Raw genomic sequence first — 22,228 nt, 5'->3', positions numbered from 1 at the left:
TAATGGGGAGCAGTTCACTCTTCGGAGCGGGTTTTTGTTTTTCTCGGGACGGGGTTGTCTGCCCGCCACTGCTTTCCCCACCGCCTTTTCGGGGCCTTTTCAGCGCTCTTTCAAGGCTGGGTTAGTCGCGGTTAGTCGCGTCCGGACCCCGTCCAATAGAAACCCAGGTCGACTGTGACTGGTGTGGCGCGAAACGGCAACGAGACTAACTTGCCCTGCGAAAAGAGTGCGGGGAGCAGGTTTTCGCTTTCCGACGGTCTTGCCCCCACCCCCAATCCCTCGTTCTCAGGCTGGGTTAGTCGCGTCCGGAACCCAGCCGGCAAAAGCCCAGGTCGACTGTGGCTGGTGTGGCGTCAGACTGCAACGCGACTAACTCGCCCCGGAGGGTGGCGCGGAGGGGCGCGGGGAGGGGCGCGGTGAAGCGGCAGGGAGGGCGGTGTTTTCCGGCAATGCACACTAGAGTGGACAATTTTCCCTCGCGCGGCCGTCGCGGATGAGGAACCATTGGGAGGCATGAGGGGGAATGACAGAAAACAAAAGGGATTGAGCCTGGGGGAGATCAGGGACATCGCGGCGGCGTTTCCTCGTGCGGCGGTGACGGGGCCAGCTGCGGCACGGCTTATGGGGCTGCCCACCCTGCAGTGGGTGGAGGCAGTGGACTTGCGGTACTTGTCGGGGGCGAAGCCGGGGAAACAGCCGAAAGACCCACGGGTGGTGTATCGCGGTGGGAGCATGCGGCAGGACCTGGTGCAAGAACGCAATGGCGTTCTCACCGCACACCCGATCCAGGTGCTCTTCGACATTTACCGCTACTACGGCCGACTGGATGCGCTGGTTCCGATCGAGCATCTGCGTTTTCATAACCGCGTCTCCCAGGAGGCGTTGCTGGATTCGGCCAGGAGCTTGTTGCCCAGGGCGAATGGGATTCGGGGGTTTGAGGGGTTGGTGGGGTGGAGTGCGGGGACGTCACAAAGCGCGCTTGAGACGATTGGGCGCGACACGGTGCTGAGGGCGGATATCCCGGAAGCGCACACCTTTGAGTTCCAGGTGGAGGTCGTCTTCGAGGACATTTTTGCGCAGCAGCGTTTTGCGTCCGTGGACATGATGATTAATGGGTGGCTTGCCGTTGAGTTCGATGGGCGGATTAAGTCCGATGGCACTTACGGCGATGGGGTAAAAGTGTTGCTTGCCCAGCTCGATCGCCAGCACGAGATCCAGGCCCTTGGGTTTAGTGTGGTGCGCGCCGGGTGGCGTGATGTGGTGAGCGGGAAGCTCGTGAGAGATCTCCGCCGTCTGCTCCGTGCGCGCCGCGAAGCTGCGTGATTACCCGTGCCATTCCGCGAGGCGCTCGTGCAGGGTTTTCTCCGAAGCCTCGTGGGCGGCGCGGTTTCCTTCCGCGGTTCCGCCGAGCATGAACTGCCAACCATTCGGTAGCTTTTCGGCATCAGGGAAAAATGCGTGCCCAGCGTCGGGGTAGACGTGCGCTTCAATGTTCGAGCCTTGCTCGGCGAGTGCACGCGCGGCAACGTCGGCTTGCCACATCTGGTCGGCGTCGCCAGCGAAGAGCAGGACGTTGCCGCGGTAATCGCTGAGGTCGATCCGCGCACCAGCGTCAGCGTTGGCCGCGGCGCTTTCGTAGGTTGCGCGGTAGGAGACTGGGTAGCTCGTGGCCATGGCCCAGAACATCTTTGCCCCAGAACTTATCGACGCCTTCCTAAACGACGCATACTCCACCACCTCACCCTTATCTGTGAACGAGGGGAATTCCTTACCGCCGGTGAAGTCGAGGCCACTGTAGGAATAGTGGCCTGGCGCGAAGGCGACGACATTGTCCACGGGGTAGCCGTGTGCTGCGAGTAGTTCAGCGAACTCCGCGCCTTTGGAGGTGCCGATGACGGTCACGGGGGAGGCGTCTTCAACGTGTTCGTCGATGTAGGCGGTGACCTCGTCGAACTGTTCCAATGGGACGTTGGCGAGGGTGGGTTTCTGGTTCGGTTGGCCGAAGAAGAAGAGGCTTAGGACTTCGTAGCCGGCGTCGAAAAGCTGCTTGGCGCGACTGTAATCCGGGGAGCCTTCTGAGCCCCCGTAGATGACCACGACGCCGCTGTGCTTCTTGTCGGCTGGGCGGAAATGAAAGCCGTTCAAGTAGTCGCCCTCGATGGCGGTGATGTGCTCCGAGGTTTCGTAGGAGGATTTGTCGGAGCTTATTCCTTCGGGCATGGAATGCGTGATTGGGTACTTGTCCCCGTTGTAGGCGCGCAGGGCGATGACCACGAGCGCCAGTACGAGGATGATTGCTAATCCCCAGAGGACGATCTTTCCGATGATCTTGAGGGCTTTCATGGGGCCGATTTTACAAAAGGCCGGCCCCATGCGCGTTTAAGTGAACATCCCCTCCCCGACAAAGCCGGCCTCGCCTACGCCAGGTGGAATGAGGTAGGTGCCGGTTTTGGTGGTTTTGAGGTACTCGAGGAACATTTCGTCACGCGACATGGACTGGTGCACGGTGGCAAACCTGTCGACGGTGCGTGTGAACGCGATGAAGAACAAGCCGGCGTCGAGGCGACCTTGCTCGTTGGAACCGTCGACGAAGTTGAAAGCGCGACGCAGCATGCGGATGCCGCCGTTCTGGTCAGGGTGCACGTTGAACACGTGGGAGCCGTGATCGATGACGGGGCGTCCGCGTTCATTGGTTGCGGCGAAGTCAGGTTCGTCGAATTCTTTGGTGCCACTCAGCGGGGCACCTTCGAACTTGTCGCGGCCGGTGACACGCTCCTGCTCCTGGAGTTGGAGGGTGTCCCAGACCTCGATGTTCATGGCGATGCGCCGGGCCGTCAGGTAGGACCCGCCTGCTGCCCAAGGCTGGGAGGATGTGGCGGGGATCCAAACGTGCTCGTCCAAAGCCTCGGTGTCCTCAGCGCGGATGTTGGCGGTGCCGTCCTTCTGCCCGAAGAGGTTACGCGGGGTGGGTTCCTCGCGCGTGGTCACGGCGGCTTTGCCGAATCCGATTTGGCTCCAGCGCAGCACCGCATCCGGCACTGCCAAGCGGGTCAGGTTGCGGATGGCATGAGTAGCTACCTGCGGATCGTTGGCGCAGGCCTGGATGCAGATGTCGCCGTCAGACTGCTCGCGGTTGAGGAAGTCATTGGACATCGGCGGCATTTCGGTGAACTCATCGGGCAGCTTGTCGGCTAAACCAAACTGGTCGCGGAAGAGACTGCGGCCGAAACCAATGGTGATGGTTAAGGCAGACGGGCCTAGATCAAAGGCTTCACCGGAGTCAGCGGGCGGGAAGTTTTCGCCACCGCCGAAGGCACCTTTGGCGCTGACTTCGCCGCCGAGGGTCAATCGTCGGGAAGCATCGGTCCAACGTTGCAAGAGATCGATCAGATCATCGCGGGTGGCTTTCTCATCCATGTCGAAAGCCGCGAAGTGGAGGCTGGTTTGCATCGGGCTGATGATTCCGGCCTGGTGCTCACCGGCGAAGTCGATGATGAGCTCGTCCGCGGAGGTGCTGTCGGCAGAACCCGATGCACTAGAGGTGTCCCGAGAGCAGGCAGCGGCGGCAGCGCCGGCGGCACTGACTCCGCCGAGTGCCAAGAAGGTACGCCGGTTGAAGCCACGCATTTAGGACTCCGCCTCCGTGTCCACGTTGAGGCCGAGCACGGTGCCGGTCAGGTTGGACAGCGGCTCACGCAGGGCGTCCAGTGCACGGGTCAGCTTGGCCTGCTGGCCAGCGTCAACCTCGTCGTAGTCGACGTACCCGGTTTCAAGGCTGCCGTACTGGTCGAGGAGGGCTTGGATGTCGTCGAAGCGGGAGGAGATTTCGTCGATAAGCTTCTTGCCCTCTTCTCCGCGCTCGGCGGCGATGTCTTTGACCATGTCAAACGCGATGCGGGAGCCTTGGATGTTGGCCTGGAAATCGTAGAGGTCCTTGTGTGACCACCAGTTTTCCTCGCCCGTGACCTTGGTGGTGGCGACTTCTTCGAGCAGGCCCATGGCGCCGTTGGACACAGTGTCAACGGTGATGTCATTTTCTTCGGCGAAGTCCGGGGAGGTGACCGTAGTGTGCAGCTGCTCGACGTCGGCGATCAGGGCATCGGCGATCTCGCGGCGCTTTTCCGGCGTCGACGGCTCCCAGCCTTCGCGGGCGGGCGCGCCGTCAGCATTCTTGGTGTCTGCAGCTGGCGGCCACAGGTCCTTCTCCATGCGGTGGAAGCCGAGCCATTCGGTGAAGGTCGGGTCGTCTTCCTTCAGCTGGTCAGCCTCAGCGACGTAGTCGACCTCGCGGTAGTCAATGCGCGCGTCGAGCACACCAAGGGCCTCAGCGATCGGCTCGATGCGCTCGTAGTGCACGCGGGTGGTGGCGTAGAGGTCCTTGGCCTTTTCATCGTCGCCTGCAGCGTAGGCTTCGGCGAATTCCTCGGTCTTGGGCAGCAGCTCCGCAACCTCGTTCTTGACAAAGGCCACGTAGTTATCGCGCGCCTCATTGAAGCGCTGTTCATCGGACTCGCTGTACTGGATCGGCTCGCCGGTCACCGTGAACTCGGCCTGGCCCACATTCGGGCCGCGCAGGCCGGGCTTGCACGCGGTGTAGTAGGTGCCGGGTTCCAGTTGCACGGTCAGGTCAGCGGTGCTACCAGGCGTGATGTTTTCGCGCTCGGCGATGACGCGCAGGCCATCGTCGGCGAGGACGTAGAACTCGGTAACGCGCTCGCCTTCATTGGTGATGGAAAACGTTCTGGTGCCAGACTCAACCGAGTTTGTGGCAACCGTGCAGGTGTCTTCTTTCGCCTGGACGTCGATGCCGTCGCCGCTGCTGTTTTCCACGCATCCCGCGAGCGGGAGAGTGAGAGCCAGCGAGGCAAGGATGACAGGGGAGCGCTTCATAATGAGACCTTTCGTGGAATGGTGTCAGTTTTTTGCTTATCGACGTCACCGCGTCCCGCCGTACGCACATGCCTCACAAAGACCGGAACAATGATGGCGAGGTAAGCGCACCAACCAATGACTTGTAGCCAGGACATTTGGGGCATGAAGCCGGTGAACGCTTGGAGCAGGGTGGCAGTGAGACCGGTTGGGTTAATGACCTCGTCCAGGTTGAAAGCCCACCCGAATGGGAAAGACGCCATCCAGAACGGATACGTGGCAAACCCGGTGAGTACCTCGCCGGTTCGTGGGTGTGTTGGAGCAATCGGTGCGCCGGAGAATGGGCCGGGGAGGAACTGCGCCTCCTGGAGATCGTGGATGGCGTAGGCGAGGATGCCCGCCGCGACGATGATGAGAAGTGCACTTGACCAGGTGAAGAAGGTGCCCAGATTGAGGCGGAGTGCACCGCGGTAGATTAGCCATCCCATCAGGATTGCGATGGCGATGCCCGCGAATGCTCCGGTGATCGCACTCGGCGTGGTGGTCCAACCCCACAGCAGAAGCGTCAGTTCGATTCCTTCACGAGCAACCGCCACGAACGCGAGCCAGAACATCGCCTGCTTACCCTTGGTCAGCGCGATGCCGGTTTTGTCGTCGAGCATGGTGCGCAACTTGCCGTTTTCGTTGCTTAAGGAGAGGACCATGCCGGTGATCATGGCAACGGCGATCAGCGACATGATGCCGCCGATTGCCTCCTGCGCGCGGAAGGAAAGGCCATAACGCCCGAAGGTGAAAAGGGCGCCGAGAGCAGTACAGATCGCGGCTGCTGAAAGCACGCCAACCCAGACGGTGCGGGCCGCGGTGTTTGCCTGGATGCCACTGTTCTTGCTGTCTCGGCGCTGGATTGCGGCGAACAACATGCCGACGATGAGTGATGCTTCCAAGCCCTCTCGGAGGCCAACCAGGAACGCGGCGATAAACATGTGCGGAACTTTCTCGTGTCAAAAATGGCCGGCCACAGAGCGTCCGCTGCATAAGCTAAGGCTACCCATGACTGGCCAAGGCAAACCTTACCTAACGTATTAAGGGGCTGTAAAGACCCCTGGATTTTGGTGCGACCTCAGTACCAGCTTAAAGCCACTAAATTGCGACCGTCACGCCGCGACACTAAAAGGACCGCAGGGCACCGTGGGTGCTCCGTGCGGTCCTTGAAGAGTGAGCAGGCTAGAACTTTGGCGCGCGCCGTTCCAGGAATGCGGCTACACCTTCTTTGTGCTCCGCGCTTTGGGTGAGCAATGTCTGCTCGCGGGCTTCCTCGGCCAAGCTGAGTGGCAACTGGGATAAAGAGACCCGGTTGACCGCGCGCTTAGTCTGGGCGACGGCGCCACGCGGGGAGAACCGGAATTCCTCGGCCCACTCGAGTGCGAGGTCAAGGGCGGGCCCTTCCGTGATCTCAGCCACGAGCCCCATCTTAATGGCGTCGGCGGCAGGAATGCGCTCTTGGCGTAGCACGAGCAGCATGGCGCGGTGACGCCCAACGGATGCAGCTAGGGTCGCCACCGCGCCACCATCCGGCATGAGGCCGATACGCCCGAATGGGAGAGTGATGAACGCAGACTGGCCAGCAACGATGAGGTCGCAGGCACACGCCAGCGAGGCACCGATACCAGCGATGGCACCTTCAGCCGCAGCGATCACGGGCACATCCGCGCGGGTGATGGCGTAGATGACGTGTTCGATGCCACCGAGGGAGTGCGAGGCGGCTTCGGCGGAGTTCTCGCTCAGGAACGCCTGCAGGTCCATGCCGGAGCAGAACGCGGATTCATCGCCGGTGATGATCACGCAGCGGATCTCGGGGTTCGCGTTGGCGGCATTCACCGCGTCGCCGATTGCCCAGTAGGAGTCGGGCTCCAGTGCGTTGCGCTTCGCAGGGTTGGAAATGCGGACGATTTCGGTGGTGCCCCGCGTTTCGCTGGTGATGTTGCCTTTCAACTGGCGCGTCATGGCAGGTCGCCTTACTTGGACACGAAGCCGGCGAGGCGGCCTTCGATGATTTCCACGGTGTCAGCCACGATGCGGTCAATGAGTTCCTGGCAGGACGGGATGTCGTTGATGATGCCCTGGACCGGACCTGCGGACCAGATGCCTGCGTCGATATCGCCGGTTTCGTAAACTTGTGCGCCACGCTTGCCGGCCACGAGGTCGCGGATCTCGGGGAAAGTTGCGCCAGCATTGAGCTTTTCGACGACCTCATCACTCACCGCGTTCTTCGCCACACGCGCGGTGTTGTTGAGCGTGCGCAGGATGAGATTGGTGTCCAGCTCGGAGCGCTCAACGATGGCTTCCTTCACATTCTGGTGAACTGGGGCCTCCTTCGTGGCCAGGAAGCGGGTGCCCATGTTGATGCCTTCGGCGCCGAGGGAGAGGGCGGCGGCCATGCCGCGGCCGTCGGCAATACCCCCGGAAGCGACGAACGGGATCTCTAGTTTGTCAGCTGCTGCCGGCAGGAGGATGAGGCCTGGAATGTCGTCCTCACCAGGGTGACCAGCGCACTCGAAGCCGTCGATAGAAAGAATGTCAACGCCCTTGTTCTGCGCGCTGATGGCGTGGCGCACAGAGGTGCACTTGTGGATGACGGTGACACCCGCAGCCTTCAGTGACGGCACGAGCTGAGCCGGGTTCGCACCTGCGGTTTCAACGATTCGGATGCCCTTTTCAATAGCCACGCGGAGGTATTCCTCGTACGGCGGGGGCGTGATCGTCGGCAGAATGGTCAGGTTCACGCCGAACGGCTTGTCCGTCATCTCACGGCAGCGATCAATTTCCTTGCCCAGATCCTCCGGGGTCGGCTGGGTCAGTGAGGTGATAATGCCCAGGCCACCCGCGTTGGACACGGCTGCTGCGAGCTCAGCCTTACCGACCCACTGCATGCCTCCCTGGATGATGGGGTGCTCGATGCCGAGCATCTCATTAATACGGGTATTGATCTTTGCTGCCATAATCGTGCTCTCCTTAAGTCTGAAGACGTAATGAGAGCTACATTACACCGGGGGACTCATTGTAGTGCGCGTTACTAGAAAAAGTCGAAGCCGTCACCACCGCCGAAATCACCGAAGTCTCCGAATCCGCCGAGGTCTTCGCCACCACTGTCAGCGCCACCGAGTTCATCGGCATTGCTGACGTCCCCGGCAGCAAACTGATCAGCACTGGGGGTGCCGGCCATTCCGGCGAACATTGTGGAGTAGAACATCATGGAACTTGCAGCCCACACGCCGGTCATAGCTGCCGGCGCCCACCAGGCGGTGGAGTACCAGCCGGCAGGGACTGGGCGGCCAGCAACGGCGCCGCCGGGGTAGTAGTGCGGGGTCTGAGAGCTGGCGTAGGGCGAGGCCTGGATGGTTTGGCCATCGAATTCTGCGGTGCGCGCTTCAGTGACCCGCCCCGCCTGACGTTGAGCTTCCAGCTCGGGCAGCTGCGGGCCTGGAGCCAGGCCGAGGATCTCGCGGGCGGCGTTCACGTAGTAGAGGCCTTCAAGAGCAGATTCGCGGGCGAGCTGAGCTTGGCGCACCGTCGTCGCCTGGGTGAGGGCGGAATGTGCGGCGTTATAGCGTTCCGACGCATCCGCCATCGCCTGCGTTGACGCAGCGTCCGTGCCAGAAATGGTGAGGACTTGGTGGCCGAGGCGATCGATCCACCGTCGGGCGTCGGCAAGCTCATCGTCGAGATTTGCGTCCTGACCTTTCTTTTGGGCATTTCCGATTGTCCTTATGGCACCGAGCAAAAGGGCACCGACAGCTAGCAAGATGACGAGTTCCACGTGCTCTCTTTTCTTTTGGATTTTCAACTACTTCCCCAACGAATCGTGGACAAGAAGAGTTCCTTTTTGGAGCGGACCGTGCAGTGGGATATGCTGTTGAGCGCGCTTTGCGCAGCTGGGAATGTCGTATAGTGGCTAATACCTCAGCCTTCCAAGCTGAAGACGCGGGTTCGATTCCCGTCATTCCCTCCAAGGGGGCCGGCTCCCACGAAAATGCGGGGCCGGCTTTTTATTGCACTAGCTGCGGTGATGGGTGTGTATTGCACCACTACTGGCCCCCAATGATGTGGCGTGTTTTCAGGTCACGCTAGAATCGTCTTCCGTGAGCAAGCCGGTGCTTCATCGGTAGGCTTGAGGTCACCTTACGGGGCGTGGCGCAGTTTGGTAGCGCACCTGCTTTGGGAGCAGGGGGTCGCAGGTTCAAATCCTGTCGCCCCGACAAAGGGACGCGGATGGCGTCCCTTTTAATTCTTAGAACGATTACGCAATCTAGCCAGGAGAGAATTTCCGTGAAGACTTCTGTGGACAAGCTCAGCGACACTCGCGTGAAGTTGAACGTGACCGTACCGTTTGAGGAGCTCGGCCCGGAAATTGACCAGGCGTACGCGGCAATTGCTCAGCAGGTAAATATTCCGGGTTTCCGTCGTGGCAAGGCTCCTCGCCAGCTTATTGACGCACGGTTTGGCCGTGGCCCGATTCTTGAGCAAGTTGTCAATGACATGCTGCCAACGCGTTATGAGGCTGCTGTGACTGAGCATGACCTGAAGGTTATTGGTCAGCCAGAGATTGACGTTACCAAGATTGAGGACAATGACGTTGTGGAGTTCACCGCTGAGGTGGACATCCGTCCGGAGATTGAGGTGCCGGACTTCTCCAAGATTAAGGTCACTGTGCCGGCATTGAAGGTTGACGATGAGGCAGTGGATGCTGAGCTCGACAACCTGCGTGCGCGTTTCGGTGAGCTGAAGGACACTCGACGTAAGTTGAAGAAGGGCGATTTCGCTGTTCTTGACCTTGAAGCCACGATCGATGGTGAGAAGGTTGAGGAGGCATCGACCGAGGGTATTTCTTACGAGATTGGCCGCGATGACTTGATCGAGGGATTGGACAAGGCTGTCAAGGGTCTCAAGACCGGTGAGGATGCTGAGTTCACCTCCGAGATCCAGTATGGCGACCATAAGGGCGAAGAGGCCACCATCAAGGTCACCGTTCAGCAGACCAAGGAGCGCAAGCTGCCGGAGCTGGATGAGGAATTCGTCCAGATGGCGTCTGAGTTTGACACGGTTGAGGAGCTACGCGAGTCCACTAAGACTCAGCTAGAGGAGTCCAAGAAGGCTGAGCAGGCAGCAGCCATCCGCGATGAGGTGCTCAAGGCTGCGCTGGAGGAGACTGAGTTCGAGCTGCCCACCTCTGTTGTGGATGAGCAGGTGCACAACCAGCTCCACCAGATCCTGGGCCAGCTGGCACACGACGAGAATGCTTTCGCTCAGCTGCTTGAAGCGCAGGGCACCACTCGTGAAGAATTTGAGAAGGAGTCCCGCGAGAACGCTGAGAACTCCGTACGCACCCAGCTTTTCCTCGATGCCGTTGCTGACCAGGAGCAGCCGGAGGTGTCCCAGCAGGAGCTGACGGACCACATCCTGTTCACCGCACAGTCCTACGGCATGGACCCGAATCAGTTCATCATGCAGCTGCAGCAGTCCGGCCAGGTTGCAAACCTGTTCGCCGATGTCCGTCGTGGCAAAGCTTTGGCCGCTGCTATTTCCCGCACTTCCGTTAAGGATGACGAGGGCAAGAAGGTTGACCCGAACGAATACTTCGGTGAGCTCGACGAGGACGAGAACGCTGAGGCAGCAGACGAGAGCTAGTCGCGTCAGCGCTTGAGAAACGCAACGACCCCGGATGGTCGGAGGAAACTCCCGCCCCGGGGTCGAATGCGTCAGTGTGGGCGCCATGCATGCTGTCAGCGAACACGCACCACAAGGCGGGAATCCGCGACTAGGGTGGGGCGTTATTAACAGAACAACGTAAAAGCATTGATGATAAGGAGCACACCGCATGACTACGCCAGCAGCCGGTATGAATTTGGGTGACTCGGTCTACGAGCGCCTGCTGCGCGAGCGCATTATCTTCCTGGGTCAGGAAGTGGACGACGAGATTGCTAATAAGCTCTGCGCGCAGATCTTGCTGCTATCTGCGGAGGATCCAACGCGGGACATTTCGCTGTACATTAACTCTCCGGGTGGCTCTGTCACGGCGGGTATGGCTATTTATGACACGATGAAGTACTCCCCGTGTGACATCGCTACGTACGGCATGGGTCTGGCTGCATCGATGGGCCAGTTCCTGCTTTCCGGCGGTACCAAGGGGAAGCGTTTCGCGTTGCCGCATGCGCGGATTATGATGCACCAGCCGTCTGCAGGCGTGGGCGGTACGGCGGCGGATATTGCTATTCAGGCTGAGCAGTTCGCGCAGACGAAGGAAGAGATGGCACGTCTCATTGCGGAGCACACGGGCCAGACCTTCGAACAGATCACCAAGGACTCGGACCGTGACCGCTGGTTCACGGCGGAGGAGGCACGTGAGTACGGCATCGTCGACCATGTGATCTCCAGCGCGCAGGGCAGCATCAGCAATTAACCGGCAGACACAGAGAATTAAGGAGAAAACAATGTCTTTCCAGATGCCTAACTCCCGTTACGTGCTGCCGAGCTTTATTGAGCAGTCCTCGTACGGCACAAAGGAAACGAACCCGTACTCCAAGTTGTTCGAGGAACGCATTATCTTCCTGGGCACCCAGGTGGATGACACGTCGGCGAATGACATTATGGCGCAGCTGCTCGTCCTTGAGTCTCAGGACCCGGACCGGGATATCACGATGTATATCAACTCCCCGGGTGGTTCTTTCACCTCGTTGATGGCTATTTACGACACGATGCAGTACGTCCGCCCGGATGTGCAGACGGTGTGCCTGGGCCAGGCGGCGTCTGCTGCAGCTGTGATTTTGGCTGCTGGTGCGCCGGGCAAGCGCGCAGCTCTGCCGAATTCCCGTGTGCTCATTCACCAGCCGGCAACGGAAGGCACCCGTGGTCAGGTCTCTGATCTGGAGATTCAGGCGAAGGAGATCGAGCGTATGCGTCGCCTCATGGAGGAGACGTTGGCGCGTCACTCTGGCCGCACCGCTGAGCAGGTGCGCATTGACACGGACCGTGACAAGATCCTTACCGCTGATGAGGCCGTTGAGTACGGCATCATTGACCAGGTGTTTGATTACCGCAAGCTCAACGCATAAAGCGTGTGCATTAACTAAGGCCAAGCTCGTCGTAGCTTGGCCTTTTTGCTACTTAACCCCTACACCATCTCACGGACTAGTCGCACGTAACCATGCGATCAATGATCTGTTTGGGGAACCCTTGGCGTTTGGCTTTGGCTGTGTCGTAGCAGGCGAATCCGGTGTATGTGGTGTCTGAGCTCTCGAAGAGCATCCAGTCTGTGCCGTCCCAGGAGAAGTATTGGACGTGGTCGGTGGCGTAGGTGCCGATGGAAGCGTGCTTGCCATCGCAGTACATGGACACGAGTTCGCCTGGTTGGCCCTGTTCGAAGGGTGTCCAGTCGCATGGCCCGGTGGGTTGGGTGTCGGGTTCGGGTGTTTCTTTCTTGGGCACCGTTTCTTCGGACACCGTTTCACTGACGGTGCTGACCGTGGTGGAGGGGTTTTCTGAGCTGCTGGCGGGGGGTTCCGCGGTCAACTCTGGTTCGGGGAGGGATTCAGAGCATGCGGAGAGTAGCAAGGGGAGGGTGATGGCGTGTGCAATGGCTCGCAGGGTGCGGTGTATGGTCACGTGTGTTTCCTAAAACTCATCGGCTTTGTTGGCGCCCACCTTGATGGTTGCCGGATCGTCGGGTTTCTCACCGCGCAGGTAGGCGGATAAAGTGGCCTATACAAGTTGAGGCACGTTCGAAGATAGCCTTTTTGCTTATCGACGAGCCGTTGCGCCCCGCCCCACCGGCCACTTAGCGGAAATATCGGGTGGGTGGGGTAGCGTTTATACAGTTAGAAATCCACCAAGCGAGGGTTGAAGAGACACACAATGGCGGTTACGCAAGATAGCTCCGATCTACTCAAGTGCTCCTTTTGTGGCAAGAGTCAAAAACAAGTGCGGAAGCTCATCGCTGGCGGCGGAGTGTACATCTGTGATGAGTGCATTGAGCTGTGTAACGAGATTATCGAGGAGGAGCTTGCTGGCAGCCAGACGCAGGAGTCGCAGGAGGATGCGAAGCTGCCTCGTCCGTCGGAGATCACGGCATTTCTGGATCAGTATGTGATTGGCCAAGATCAGGCTAAGCGCACTCTTGCTGTTGCGGTGTACAACCATTACAAGCGCGTTCGTACGGAGCTGGAGGGCATTCGGAAGAAGGACGAGGATGTTGAGATTGCTAAGTCCAACATCCTTCTGCTGGGGCCAACAGGGTCCGGTAAGACCTACTTGGCGCAGACCTTGGCGCGCATGTTGAATGTGCCTTTCGCCATCGCGGATGCAACCTCGCTGACGGAAGCCGGCTATGTGGGCGAAGATGTGGAGAATATCCTGCTCAAGCTCCTTCAGGCGGCTGATTTTGATGTAAATCGTGCGCAGAACGGCATTATTTATGTCGATGAGGTGGACAAGATTTCCCGTAAGTCAGAGAACCCGTCGATCACGCGTGATGTCTCGGGTGAGGGTGTTCAGCAGGCACTGTTGAAGATCCTGGAGGGAACCGTTGCCTCCGTTCCGCCGCAGGGCGGGCGTAAGCACCCGAACCAAGAGTTCATCCAGCTGGACACCACCAACATCTTGTTTGTTGTAGCTGGTGCGTTTGATGGCTTGGACAAGGTCATCGCTGAGCGCGTGGGCAAGAAGGGCATTGGTTTCGGGGCGGAGATTGATTCGGCTTCAGAGCGTGATGCGGCGAATCTGCTGTCCAAGGTGCAGCCAGAGGATTTGGTTAAGTTCGGTTTGATCCCTGAGTTCATTGGGCGTCTGCCTATCTTGGCTGCAGTGGAGAACTTGGATGAGGATTCGATGGTGAAGGTGCTCACGGAGCCGAAGAATTCTTTGGTGAAGCAGTACCAGCGCCTATTTGAAATGGATGGTGCGCAACTTCGTTTCACGGATGCCGCGTTGCATGCGGTGGCGAAGAAGGCTGCTGAGCGTGGCACTGGTGCGCGTGGCCTGCGGGCCATCATGGAAGAAACTCTCGTACCTATCATGTATGACTTGCCGGACCGTGATGATGTCCGTGAAGTGGTCATTGGCAAGGCGGTTATTGATTCGGGGGCCAACCCTGAATACGTGTTGCACGATACGAAGAAGACGGCTTAAAACGTCTTCACCGGCGGATGGTTATTCGCCGGTGTCTACTCGCCGGAGGGTTCGAGGTCGTCGTCGTAGATGTCGTCGATAAGCGGTTCGGCGATGGAGGTGCCTGAGAGGTAGTCCTTCGTGTAGCCATCATCATCAGAGTGGATAGCGTGCGGGGTGCCGGTGGTGTGGGTGAGGTAGGACTCATAGCCCGAATCCGGGATGTTGGACGTGAGGAATGTCAGCACAGCATCAATGGTCAGGCGCCGCATGCCTTCGGTGTTGGCGGGGCTGAGCAAGTTGATGGCGCTGAATTCATCCAGCGTGATGCTGTTGCTCGTGCGGAAGAAAGATAGGGAAGCGATGAGTACCACCACATCCGCAGCGCTGATACCTGGGCGGAAAGCGCCCACATCCTGCCCCATGAGCAGGAGGCGTTCGAGCTGCAAAATCACCTCGGATTCACTGCGTAGTGAGGTGGCTTCGCCGGGGGTGAGTACCGGATCGAGGTTCTCACGCAACAGCAGGCGGATGGCCTCAGGGTGCTGCACCATTCCGTGGTAGATAGCATCAACGAAACGACGAATGCCTTCCACCGGTGCGGCGTAGGAGCGTTCCAGGAAATCTTGAGGTGGGGAGAAACTCCACACGGCATGGACAAGACAGCGACGATACAGCTCTTTCTTATCCCCGAAGTGGTAGTGCAGCATGCGCTTAGACATGCCTACTTCCTTGGCTATCGCATCCAGCTTGGTGGCTGTATAGCCCTCTTGAGCAAAATGCGACAAGGCGACAGTGATGGCGCGGTCGAGGGTCGTTTTGTTTGCCCCTTCGGCCGCGCTAGTGGGGGCAGCTGGACCCGCGGGTGTATTCCCGTCGGGGTGGGCGCTGCCGACACTGGGTTCTGTCACGTCTGTGTCCTTTGTCCTTCTGCTTTTATTCCGTGGTCTTTTGTTCCATGGCCTTTAGTTGAACCAAAAACCACTCTTGTTCATCGTGCCTAACAGTGGGCCTTTTCGCCCGTTGCATCGCGCAAGATGGGGCATTGGTGGGGAAAAGTCCTAGAGGTTCGGGGGTAGCATGGGGCATGTAGATGGTCCGGATGCGCCTATTCGGGGGTATGCGGCCATGCACGTTACCCCAAGCGGCCCAATTCCTAGGAGGAGATATGACCACCACACCCAACAAGGTCAAAGTCACCGTCACCGGCGCTGCCGGCAACATTGCTTACTCGCTGCTGTGGCGAATCGGAGCAGGCGAGGTCTTCGGTCCTAATACCATCGTGGACTTGGCACTGCTGGAGGTGCCAGACCACGTGAGCAACGCTGAGGGTGTTGCCATGGAGCTGTCCGATTCCGCGTTGGAGCGCGTGGGCAACATCACCGTGACGGATGATGCGGCGAAGGCTTTTGACGGTGCGAATGCAGCGTTCCTTGTTGGTGCGAAGCCACGCGGTAAGGGTGAGTCCCGCGCTGACATGCTGCAGGCAAACGGCCAGATTTTCATTGGTCAGGGCCGTGCGATTAATGACCACGCGGCGGATGACGTGCGCGTCCTCGTGGTGGGCAACCCGGCGAATACGAATGCGTACATTGCTAACAAGGCAGCGCCGGATGTGTCGGCAGAGCACTTCAATGCGCTTATGCGCTTGGACCACAACCGCGCGATTTCGATGTTGTCACAGAAGCTGGGCAAGCACTCCAGCGAGTTTGAAAACATAGCGGTGTGGGGCAATCACTCGGACACCCAGTTCCCGGATATTGCGTATGCCACGGTGGGCGGCCAGCCGGTGAAGGATCTGGTGGATGAGGCCTGGTACGTCGATGAGTTCATCCCGCGTGTGGCCAAGCGTGGTGCGGAGATCATTGAGGTCCGTGGGCGTTCTTCTGCTGCCTCCGCGGCATCCGCAGCCGTTGATCACATGCGCGATTGGGTTGCTGGAACGGAAGGGAAGTGGGCGACGACGGCGGTGCCGTCGACAGGCATCTACGGCGTGGATGAGGGCCTGGTTTTCGGCTTCCCGGCTATCGCGCGTGATGGTCGCTGGACTGTTGTGGAAGGCCTTGAGCTGACTGATTTCCAGCGTGCGCGCATCAACGCGAATATTGAGGCGCTGCGCGAGGAAGCAGCGATCGCGGACCGTCTGTTCTAGAGAGCTTTGCTTATCGACGAGTCCCGGAAAACCAGCCCGCGTTAGACTATCTAACCGTGACTGACACTTCCGGGACTTTTAGCGCATTCAATGAGAGCCTCATCGGCGTCAACCGGGCAGATAGCCTGCCTAAGAGTTGGGAGCCACAAGAGCTTGAGCAAGGAATTTACGATGATTGGGTAGCCCGTGGTTACTTCACGGCGGACCCGTCTTCGGAAAAGCCTGCGTACTCGATCGTGCTGCCTCCGCCGAATGTAACGGGTCAGCTGCACATGGGGCACGCGTTGGACCACACGCTCATGGATTCTCTGGTGCGCCGTAAGCGTATGCAGGGCTATGAGGTCCTGTGGTTGCCGGGCATGGATCACGCGGGCATTGCCACTCAGACCAAGGTCGAGGCCATGCTCAAGGAGACCGAGGGGAAAGACCGCTACGACTACGGCCGTGAAGAGTTCATCTCGCGCGTGTGGGAGTGGAAAGAAAAGTACGGCGGCACCATCACCTCGCAGATGCGTGCGATTGGTGATTCCGTGGATTGGTCGCGTGAGCGGTTCACGCTCGATGAGGGTTTAAACCGCGCCGTTGTGACCATTTTCAAGCAGCTGTATGACGCGGGCATGATCTACCGCGATTACCGCCTGGTCAACTGGTCCCCGGTGTTGGAGACCGCGGTGTCAGACATCGAGGTTGTCTACAAGGATGTCGAGGGCGAATTCGTCTCCATCCGTTACGGCTCGTTGAACGACGATGAGCCGCACCTCATCGTCGCCACCACCCGTGTAGAAACGATGCTCGGTGACGTCGCTATTGCCGTCCACCCGGATGATGAGCGTTACCAGCACCTCATCGGTGAAAAGTTCCCGCACCCTTTCCGCGATGATCTGACCATTGAGGTCATCGCGGATGATTACGTGGACATGGAGCTGGGTACCGGTGCGGTGAAGATCACCCCAGCGCACGACCCGAATGACTATGAGATGGGCCTGCGCCACAACTTGGACATGCCGATCATCATGGACAAGACCGGGCACATTGCCAATACCGGTACCCAGTTCGATGGCATGGAGCGCTTTGAGGCGCGCGTGCGAGTTCGTGAATCACTGGCGGAGCAAGGGCGCATCGTCAAAGAAGTCCGCCCGTACGTCCACTCCGTTGGGCACTCTGAGCGCACCGGTGAGCCAATCGAGCCACGCTTGAGCCTGCAGTGGTTTGTCAAGGTGGATGAGCTCGCGCGCATGTCCGGTGAGGCTGTCCGTGAAGGCGATACCGTCATCCACCCGCAGTCCCTGGAGAAACGCTACTTCGACTGGGTGGACAATATGCACGACTGGACCATTTCACGCCAGCTGTGGTGGGGTCACCGCATCCCGATTTGGTACGGCCCGGAGGATGAAAACGGTGAGCGTGACATCATCTGCCTCGGCCCAGATGAGGAAGCACCGGCAGGATACGAGCAGGACCCGGATGTTCTGGACACCTGGTTCTCCTCTGCCCTGTGGCCGTTTTCCACGATGGGCTGGCCGGACAAGACCCCGGAGCTGGAAAAGTTCTACCCAACGACGGTACTGGTCACCGCCTACGACATTCTCTTCTTCTGGGTTGCCCGCATGATGATGTTTGGCACCTTCGCTGGAACTCAAACGCCAGAGATCCTTGGGGGCGGAGCGGATCGTAGACCCCAAGTTCCGTTCGACAATATCTTCCTCCATGGCCTCGTCCGCGATGAGAAGGGCCGGAAGATGTCCAAGTCCTTGGGCAACGGCATTGACCCGATGGATTGGGTGCGTGACTACGGCGCGGACGCTCTACGCTTTGCACTTGCGCGTGGCGCGAACCCGGGTATTGATCTACCGATCGGCGATGACAATGCCGCATCCGCCCGCAACTTTGCCACCAAGCTCTACAACGCCACCAAGTTCGCTCTCATGAACGGAGCTGCACCCGGGGCATTGCCCGAGCGCAGCGAATTGACGGATGCGGACAAGTGGATCCTCGATCGCCTGGAAACGGTCCGCGGCCACGTGGATAAGCTTCTCGACGACTACCAGTTCTCCAAAGCCAACGAAGAGCTCTACCACTTCGCGTGGGATGAGCTGTGTGACTGGTACTTGGAGATTGCCAAGACCCAGATCCCCCGTGATGCCGCTGAAGCATCATCCGAAGAGCAGAAGCGTGGTCGCACCACTCAGATCGTGCTTGGTCGCGTGCTTGATGTGGTCCTGCGACTGCTGCATCCGACGATGCCGTTTGTCACCGAGGTGCTGTGGAAGGCACTCACGGAGAAGGACTCTCTGTGCTTGGCACCGTGGCCGACGGCGGACGACACCAATGGTGCTGTGGAGGTGGATGAAACCGCGCAGCGCCGCATCGAGGATGCCGTGAAGCTCATCACCGAGTTGCGTCGTTTCCGTTCAGACCAGGGGGTGAAGCCGTCCCAGAAGGTTCCGGCTCAGATTGATTTCGCTGCGGCTGATTTGGCTGGTCAGGAAGATATGGTTCGCTCCATCGCGAAGGTGGAAGCACCGGACGATGACTTCACGTCGTCCGCGAGCGTAGAAATGCGTTTGAGTACGGTCACCCTGGACGTGGCGCTGGATACCTCAGGCACCGTCGATATTGCGGCAGAGCGCAAGCGCCTGGAAAAGGAACTCGCTGCAGCTCAGAAGGAACTGAATACCACCGGTAAGCAGCTTGGCAATGAGAACTTCCTGGCCAATGCACCGGCTGAGGTTGTGGAGAAGATCAAGGCCCGCCAGCAGATTGCACAGGAAGAGGCAGCCCGTCTCACCGCACGCCTGGAGTCCTTGCCTGCTCAAGGAGCGAAGTAGCGTGGCCCACGAAGATGACGCGAACTACGAGGTCCGGATGGACGAGGACGGCTTCGTGTTGGACTTGGGTGGGGGAGAGGCCACGGGGGCGCGTATAAGCGAAGATACAGTCGAACGCCCCGTGTCCGACAGTGACCTTGCGGAGCTTGCTCGCGTTGAGGCGGAGCTGCTCGCGCGCTGGCCGGAGACGAAGATTGATCCGAGCCTGGAGCGCATTGAGCTGCTCATGGACCTGCTGGGGCACCCCGAGCAGACTTACAAAGTCATCCATGTGGCGGGCACGAACGGCAAGACCTCCACGGTGCGGATGATCGAATCCCTGCTGCGTGCTTTTGGTGCACGCGTGGGACGAACAACGAGCCCGCACCTGCAATCCATCACCGAACGCGTGGGCATTGATGGTGAGCCGATCCACCCGGCGGACTTCGTGCGCATCTACGAAGAGATCAAGCCGTTCGTGGAGATGGTGGACGCGCAAAGTGATCACCCGATGTCCTATTTCGAGGTCACTGTGGCAATCGCATTTGCCGCTTTTGCCGACGCCCCCGTGGACATCGCAGTTGTTGAAGTCGGCATGGGAGGCCGCTGGGATGCAACCAACGTGGTGCACGCGGAGGTGGATGTGATCACTCCCATTGGGCTTGATCACACGGACTACCTGGGTGACACCCTGGAGGAAATTGCCGGGGAGAAAGCAGGTATCATCACCAACCCGGAATCTGTCACCGTGGTGGCTAACCAGGAACCTGAAGCGATGCGCGTGATCCTGGAACGCACCGTGGAGCTAGGCACTGCTGTCGCGCGCCTCGACCAAGAATTTGGTGTGGAATCCGCAAACGTTGCCGTCGGCGGACAAACCGTGACGCTACGCGGACTCTCCGGCACATTTGAGGAAGTCTTCCTGCCACTATCGGGACCACACCAAGCGCGGAATGCGGCCGTAGCCCTAGCCGCAGTCGAAGCATTCTTCGGCGCTGGTAGCGGACGCCAACTCGACGCCGAGATTGTGCGCGCTGGGTTTGCTAACGCAATTTCGCCTGGCCGGTTGGAGCGCGTGCGATCCACGCCCACGACCTTCATCGATGCCACCCACAACCCCCAGGGAGCACAGGCTCTGGCGGCCGCATTGGCCAATGACTTTGATTTCACCCGCCTCATTGGTGTGCTGGGCATCCTCGGGGACAAGGATGCCTTGGGCGTGCTCCAGGCGCTGGAGCCGGTATTGAGCGAAGTGGTGATCACGCAGAACTCATCACCGCGGGCGAAAGATGCCTACGAATTGGCCGAAATCGCTCGCGACGTCTTCGGTGAGGAGCGCGTCCACGTAGAAGAACACCTCCCGTCGGCGTATACGCTGGCAGTAGAACTAGCTGAAGAGGCACTTGAGGCTGTTGGCGTGCAATCCGGCTCCGGTGTGATCATCACCGGCTCTGTTGTCACCGCTGGCGAGGCCCGCGCGATGTTTGGAAAGGACCCTGAGTAATGGCCCGCACATCCCGTACCGATAAAAACGGTCCGGCAGAATACGGACCCCTCGGCCCCGGATCAGAACCGGTTAAGGACCCGATAAAGGGCTTATCCGGTGTGTTGGTTGGCACGTTGGTGATGGAATCCATCACCATCCTGCTGTGCCTCACCGTGATCCTGAAAATTAATGACGGTGAACTCTGGACCACCTTCAACTGGGTGTTCATCACCGTGATGGGTTTGGTGCACTTCTTCGTCGCTTTCATGCAGCGCCGCCCGTGGGCGCTGTGGCTTGATCTTGCGCTGCAGGTCCCACTGATCATTCCCGGATTTTTTATTCACTGGTCCGTCGGCGCGGTGGGCGTGATGTTCGGAATCGTTTGGTTCCTCATTGTGAAGATGCGCGCCGACATACTTGAACGCCAGCGACGTGGCCTGCTGGTTACTCAGCATTTGGGGACGTAATTGGATCGTGGGGGCACCCAAAAAATGTGATCGAGGATACGTGGCCTAAGAAAAGTGATTTAGGTTGGATACTCCAGTGTGATCTTCCCTATAATTGTGGAGATGTGTAATCCAGCACAATTAATGAAGGAGATCCATGTCTGAGCCGATCTACATCACCCAGGCCAAGCGCACCCCGGTTGGTACCTTCGGAGGTTCGCTATCCCAGATGGCCACGATCGACCTTGGTGCCCACCTTGCTAAGTCCGTGATCGAATCTTCCGGCGTTTCGGCCGACCAATTTGATTCCGCTGTGTGGGCCAACGTTGTCACCACCATTCCGCGCGATAACTACACCTCCCGGGCCGTTTCGCTTGAGGCCGGCATGCCACAAAGTTCTCACGCATATGGTGTGAACCGTTTGTGCGGTTCCGGTGTTCAGGCGATCATTTCCGCTGCCCAACAACTGATCACGGGTGATGCGAAGCTGTCCATCGCCGGTGGCGTTGAGGTGATGAGCCAGGCGCCGTACTCCGTTGAAGGCATGCGTCAGGGCCGCAAGATGGGCGACGGCCGCCTGATTGACTGGCTGACCGGCGCGCTGACGGATCCGATGGGCAACGGCGGCATGGGCATTACTGCGGAGAACATCGCTGAGAAGTTCGGCATTTCCCGCGAGCGCCAGGACGAGTACGCGCTGCAGTCCCAGGAGCGCGCAGCGGCTGCTATTGCCAATGGCGAGTTCGTGGACCAGATCGTTCCGGTCGGCGAGTTCACCACCGATGAGCACCCGCGTCAGACCACGCTGGAGAAGCTCGCTGGTCTGCGCCCGACCTTCAAGAAGGACGGCACAGTCACCGCTGGTAACGCGTCCGGTATTAACGACGCGGCGGCGGCCACCGTCATGACCACCGAGTCTGGCCTGAAGGAGTTCGGCCTGGAGCCACTGGCCAAGGTTGTCTCCTGGGGTCTTGCTGGCTGCGACCCGGCCACGATGGGCCTTGGCCCGGTTGGCGCTGTGCCGAAGGCACTGGCTAAGGCTGGTCTGGACCTGAAAGACATCAAGCTCATCGAGTCCAACGAGGCATTCGCTGCCCAGTGCATCGCTGTTGCTGATCAGCTCGGCTTCGACAATGAGAAGACCAATATTCAGGGTGGAGCTATCGCACTTGGCCACCCCATCGGCGCCACCGGCGTCATTTTGACCACCAAGCTCATCCACCAGCTGAAGAACGCTGGTGGCGGCTATGGCCTTGTCACCGCGTGCATCGGTGGCGGCCAGGGCATCGCACTCGTACTGGAGGTTTAA

Annotated in this window: 19 protein-coding genes and 2 tRNA genes; 12 read left to right on the top strand and 9 right to left on the bottom strand. The window is 59.3% G+C overall.

From position 1 onward, the window contains the following. The first annotated feature begins 513 nt into the window (after positions 1 to 513). Complete coding sequence (locus HMPREF2129_RS06285) at positions 514 to 1,323, top strand: hypothetical protein (protein ID WP_034664383.1); 810 nt, start codon at positions 514 to 516, stop codon at positions 1,321 to 1,323. On the opposite strand, the gene HMPREF2129_RS06280 is transcribed toward HMPREF2129_RS06285, so the two are convergent. The 7 genes from HMPREF2129_RS06280 to HMPREF2129_RS06250 all read right to left on the bottom strand — a co-directional run bounded on the left by HMPREF2129_RS06280 (position 1,324) and on the right by HMPREF2129_RS06250 (position 8,686). Further along, positions 1,324 to 2,343 (bottom strand): dienelactone hydrolase family protein, encoded by a 1,020-nt coding sequence (locus tag HMPREF2129_RS06280; RefSeq protein ID WP_034664382.1) that lies wholly within the window; start codon positions 2,341 to 2,343, stop codon positions 1,324 to 1,326. A 36-nt stretch (positions 2,344 to 2,379) separates the two neighbouring features. Next, positions 2,380 to 3,627 carry an iron uptake transporter deferrochelatase/peroxidase subunit gene (gene efeB, locus HMPREF2129_RS06275; protein ID WP_034664380.1) on the bottom strand — a complete coding sequence of 416 codons (1,248 nt, stop codon included), beginning with the start codon at positions 3,625 to 3,627 and terminating at the stop codon, positions 2,380 to 2,382. Beyond that, entirely contained in the window at positions 3,628 to 4,890 is a 1,263-nt protein-coding gene (gene efeO / locus HMPREF2129_RS06270; protein ID WP_034664378.1) for an iron uptake system protein EfeO, read from the bottom strand. Beyond that, entirely contained in the window at positions 4,887 to 5,852 is a 966-nt protein-coding gene (locus HMPREF2129_RS06265) for an FTR1 family iron permease (RefSeq protein WP_034664376.1), read from the bottom strand. Before HMPREF2129_RS06265 ends, efeO begins: the two co-directional genes overlap by 4 nt. Before the next feature lie 241 nt (positions 5,853 to 6,093). Next, positions 6,094 to 6,873: an enoyl-CoA hydratase-related protein gene (locus HMPREF2129_RS06260; protein ID WP_052092878.1), complete on the bottom strand. Its 780-nt coding sequence runs from the start codon at positions 6,871 to 6,873 to the stop codon at positions 6,094 to 6,096. A gap of 11 nt (positions 6,874 to 6,884) precedes the next feature. After that, positions 6,885 to 7,868 carry an NAD(P)H-dependent flavin oxidoreductase gene (locus tag HMPREF2129_RS06255; RefSeq protein WP_034664375.1) on the bottom strand — a complete coding sequence of 328 codons (984 nt, stop codon included), beginning with the start codon at positions 7,866 to 7,868 and terminating at the stop codon, positions 6,885 to 6,887. Between the two features lie 74 nt (positions 7,869 to 7,942). Further along, a complete protein-coding gene (locus HMPREF2129_RS06250; protein WP_034664373.1) occupies positions 7,943 to 8,686 on the bottom strand; it encodes a hypothetical protein in 744 nt (247 codons plus the stop codon). 117 nt (positions 8,687 to 8,803) lie between these two features. Here HMPREF2129_RS06250 and HMPREF2129_RS06245 point away from each other — a divergent pair. From HMPREF2129_RS06245 to HMPREF2129_RS06225, 5 genes are all read left to right on the top strand, one after another. Next, positions 8,804 to 8,878 (top strand) — tRNA-Gly (locus HMPREF2129_RS06245). A 173-nt stretch (positions 8,879 to 9,051) separates the two neighbouring features. Next, positions 9,052 to 9,125, top strand: a tRNA-Pro gene (locus HMPREF2129_RS06240). 70 nt (positions 9,126 to 9,195) lie between these two features. Then, positions 9,196 to 10,554, top strand: a complete 1,359-nt coding sequence (tig, locus tag HMPREF2129_RS06235) for a trigger factor (RefSeq protein ID WP_034664371.1) — start codon at positions 9,196 to 9,198, stop codon at positions 10,552 to 10,554. A gap of 190 nt (positions 10,555 to 10,744) precedes the next feature. Then, the gene (locus tag HMPREF2129_RS06230; protein ID WP_034664370.1) at positions 10,745 to 11,326 is read left to right on the top strand and encodes an ATP-dependent Clp protease proteolytic subunit; all 582 of its coding nucleotides are present in this window, start codon (positions 10,745 to 10,747) and stop codon (positions 11,324 to 11,326) included. Between the two features lie 31 nt (positions 11,327 to 11,357). After that, a complete protein-coding gene (locus tag HMPREF2129_RS06225; RefSeq protein WP_034664368.1) occupies positions 11,358 to 11,978 on the top strand; it encodes an ATP-dependent Clp protease proteolytic subunit in 621 nt (206 codons plus the stop codon). 76 nt (positions 11,979 to 12,054) lie between these two features. Here HMPREF2129_RS06225 and HMPREF2129_RS06220 read toward each other — a convergent pair whose 3' ends face one another. Next, the gene (locus HMPREF2129_RS06220; RefSeq protein ID WP_034664367.1) at positions 12,055 to 12,528 is read right to left on the bottom strand and encodes a hypothetical protein; all 474 of its coding nucleotides are present in this window, start codon (positions 12,526 to 12,528) and stop codon (positions 12,055 to 12,057) included. Between the two features lie 249 nt (positions 12,529 to 12,777). Here HMPREF2129_RS06220 and clpX point away from each other — a divergent pair, with 249 nt between their 5' ends. Beyond that, positions 12,778 to 14,049, top strand: a complete 1,272-nt coding sequence (gene clpX / locus HMPREF2129_RS06215; RefSeq protein ID WP_034664365.1) for an ATP-dependent Clp protease ATP-binding subunit ClpX — start codon at positions 12,778 to 12,780, stop codon at positions 14,047 to 14,049. 35 nt (positions 14,050 to 14,084) lie between these two features. Here clpX and HMPREF2129_RS06210 read toward each other — a convergent pair whose 3' ends face one another. Continuing rightward, positions 14,085 to 14,939 (bottom strand): TetR/AcrR family transcriptional regulator, encoded by an 855-nt coding sequence (locus tag HMPREF2129_RS06210; RefSeq protein WP_084576609.1) that lies wholly within the window; start codon positions 14,937 to 14,939, stop codon positions 14,085 to 14,087. Between the two features lie 257 nt (positions 14,940 to 15,196). On the opposite strand from HMPREF2129_RS06210, the gene HMPREF2129_RS06205 reads away from it, so the two are divergent. From HMPREF2129_RS06205 to HMPREF2129_RS06185, 5 genes are all read left to right on the top strand, one after another. Continuing rightward, entirely contained in the window at positions 15,197 to 16,180 is a 984-nt protein-coding gene (locus tag HMPREF2129_RS06205) for a malate dehydrogenase (RefSeq protein ID WP_034664363.1), read from the top strand. Positions 16,181 to 16,236: 56 nt separating this feature from the next. Further along, entirely contained in the window at positions 16,237 to 19,008 is a 2,772-nt protein-coding gene (locus tag HMPREF2129_RS06200; protein ID WP_052092876.1) for a valine--tRNA ligase, read from the top strand. A 37-nt stretch (positions 19,009 to 19,045) separates the two neighbouring features. Continuing rightward, positions 19,046 to 20,491 (top strand): bifunctional tetrahydrofolate synthase/dihydrofolate synthase, encoded by a 1,446-nt coding sequence (folC, locus tag HMPREF2129_RS06195; protein WP_034664403.1) that lies wholly within the window; start codon positions 19,046 to 19,048, stop codon positions 20,489 to 20,491. Then, positions 20,491 to 20,940: a DUF4233 domain-containing protein gene (locus HMPREF2129_RS06190; protein ID WP_034664362.1), complete on the top strand. Its 450-nt coding sequence runs from the start codon at positions 20,491 to 20,493 to the stop codon at positions 20,938 to 20,940. Before folC ends, HMPREF2129_RS06190 begins: the two co-directional genes overlap by 1 nt. 136 nt (positions 20,941 to 21,076) lie before the next feature. Beyond that, a complete protein-coding gene (locus HMPREF2129_RS06185; RefSeq protein WP_034664360.1) occupies positions 21,077 to 22,228 on the top strand; it encodes an acetyl-CoA C-acyltransferase in 1,152 nt (383 codons plus the stop codon).

It is taken from the genome of Corynebacterium tuscaniense DNF00037, assembly GCF_000759055.1.
Lineage (GTDB): Bacteria > Actinomycetota > Actinomycetes > Mycobacteriales > Mycobacteriaceae > Corynebacterium > Corynebacterium tuscaniense.
Note: the sequence above shows the minus strand (reverse complement) of the source record. Positions and strands in the feature narration are given on the sequence as shown.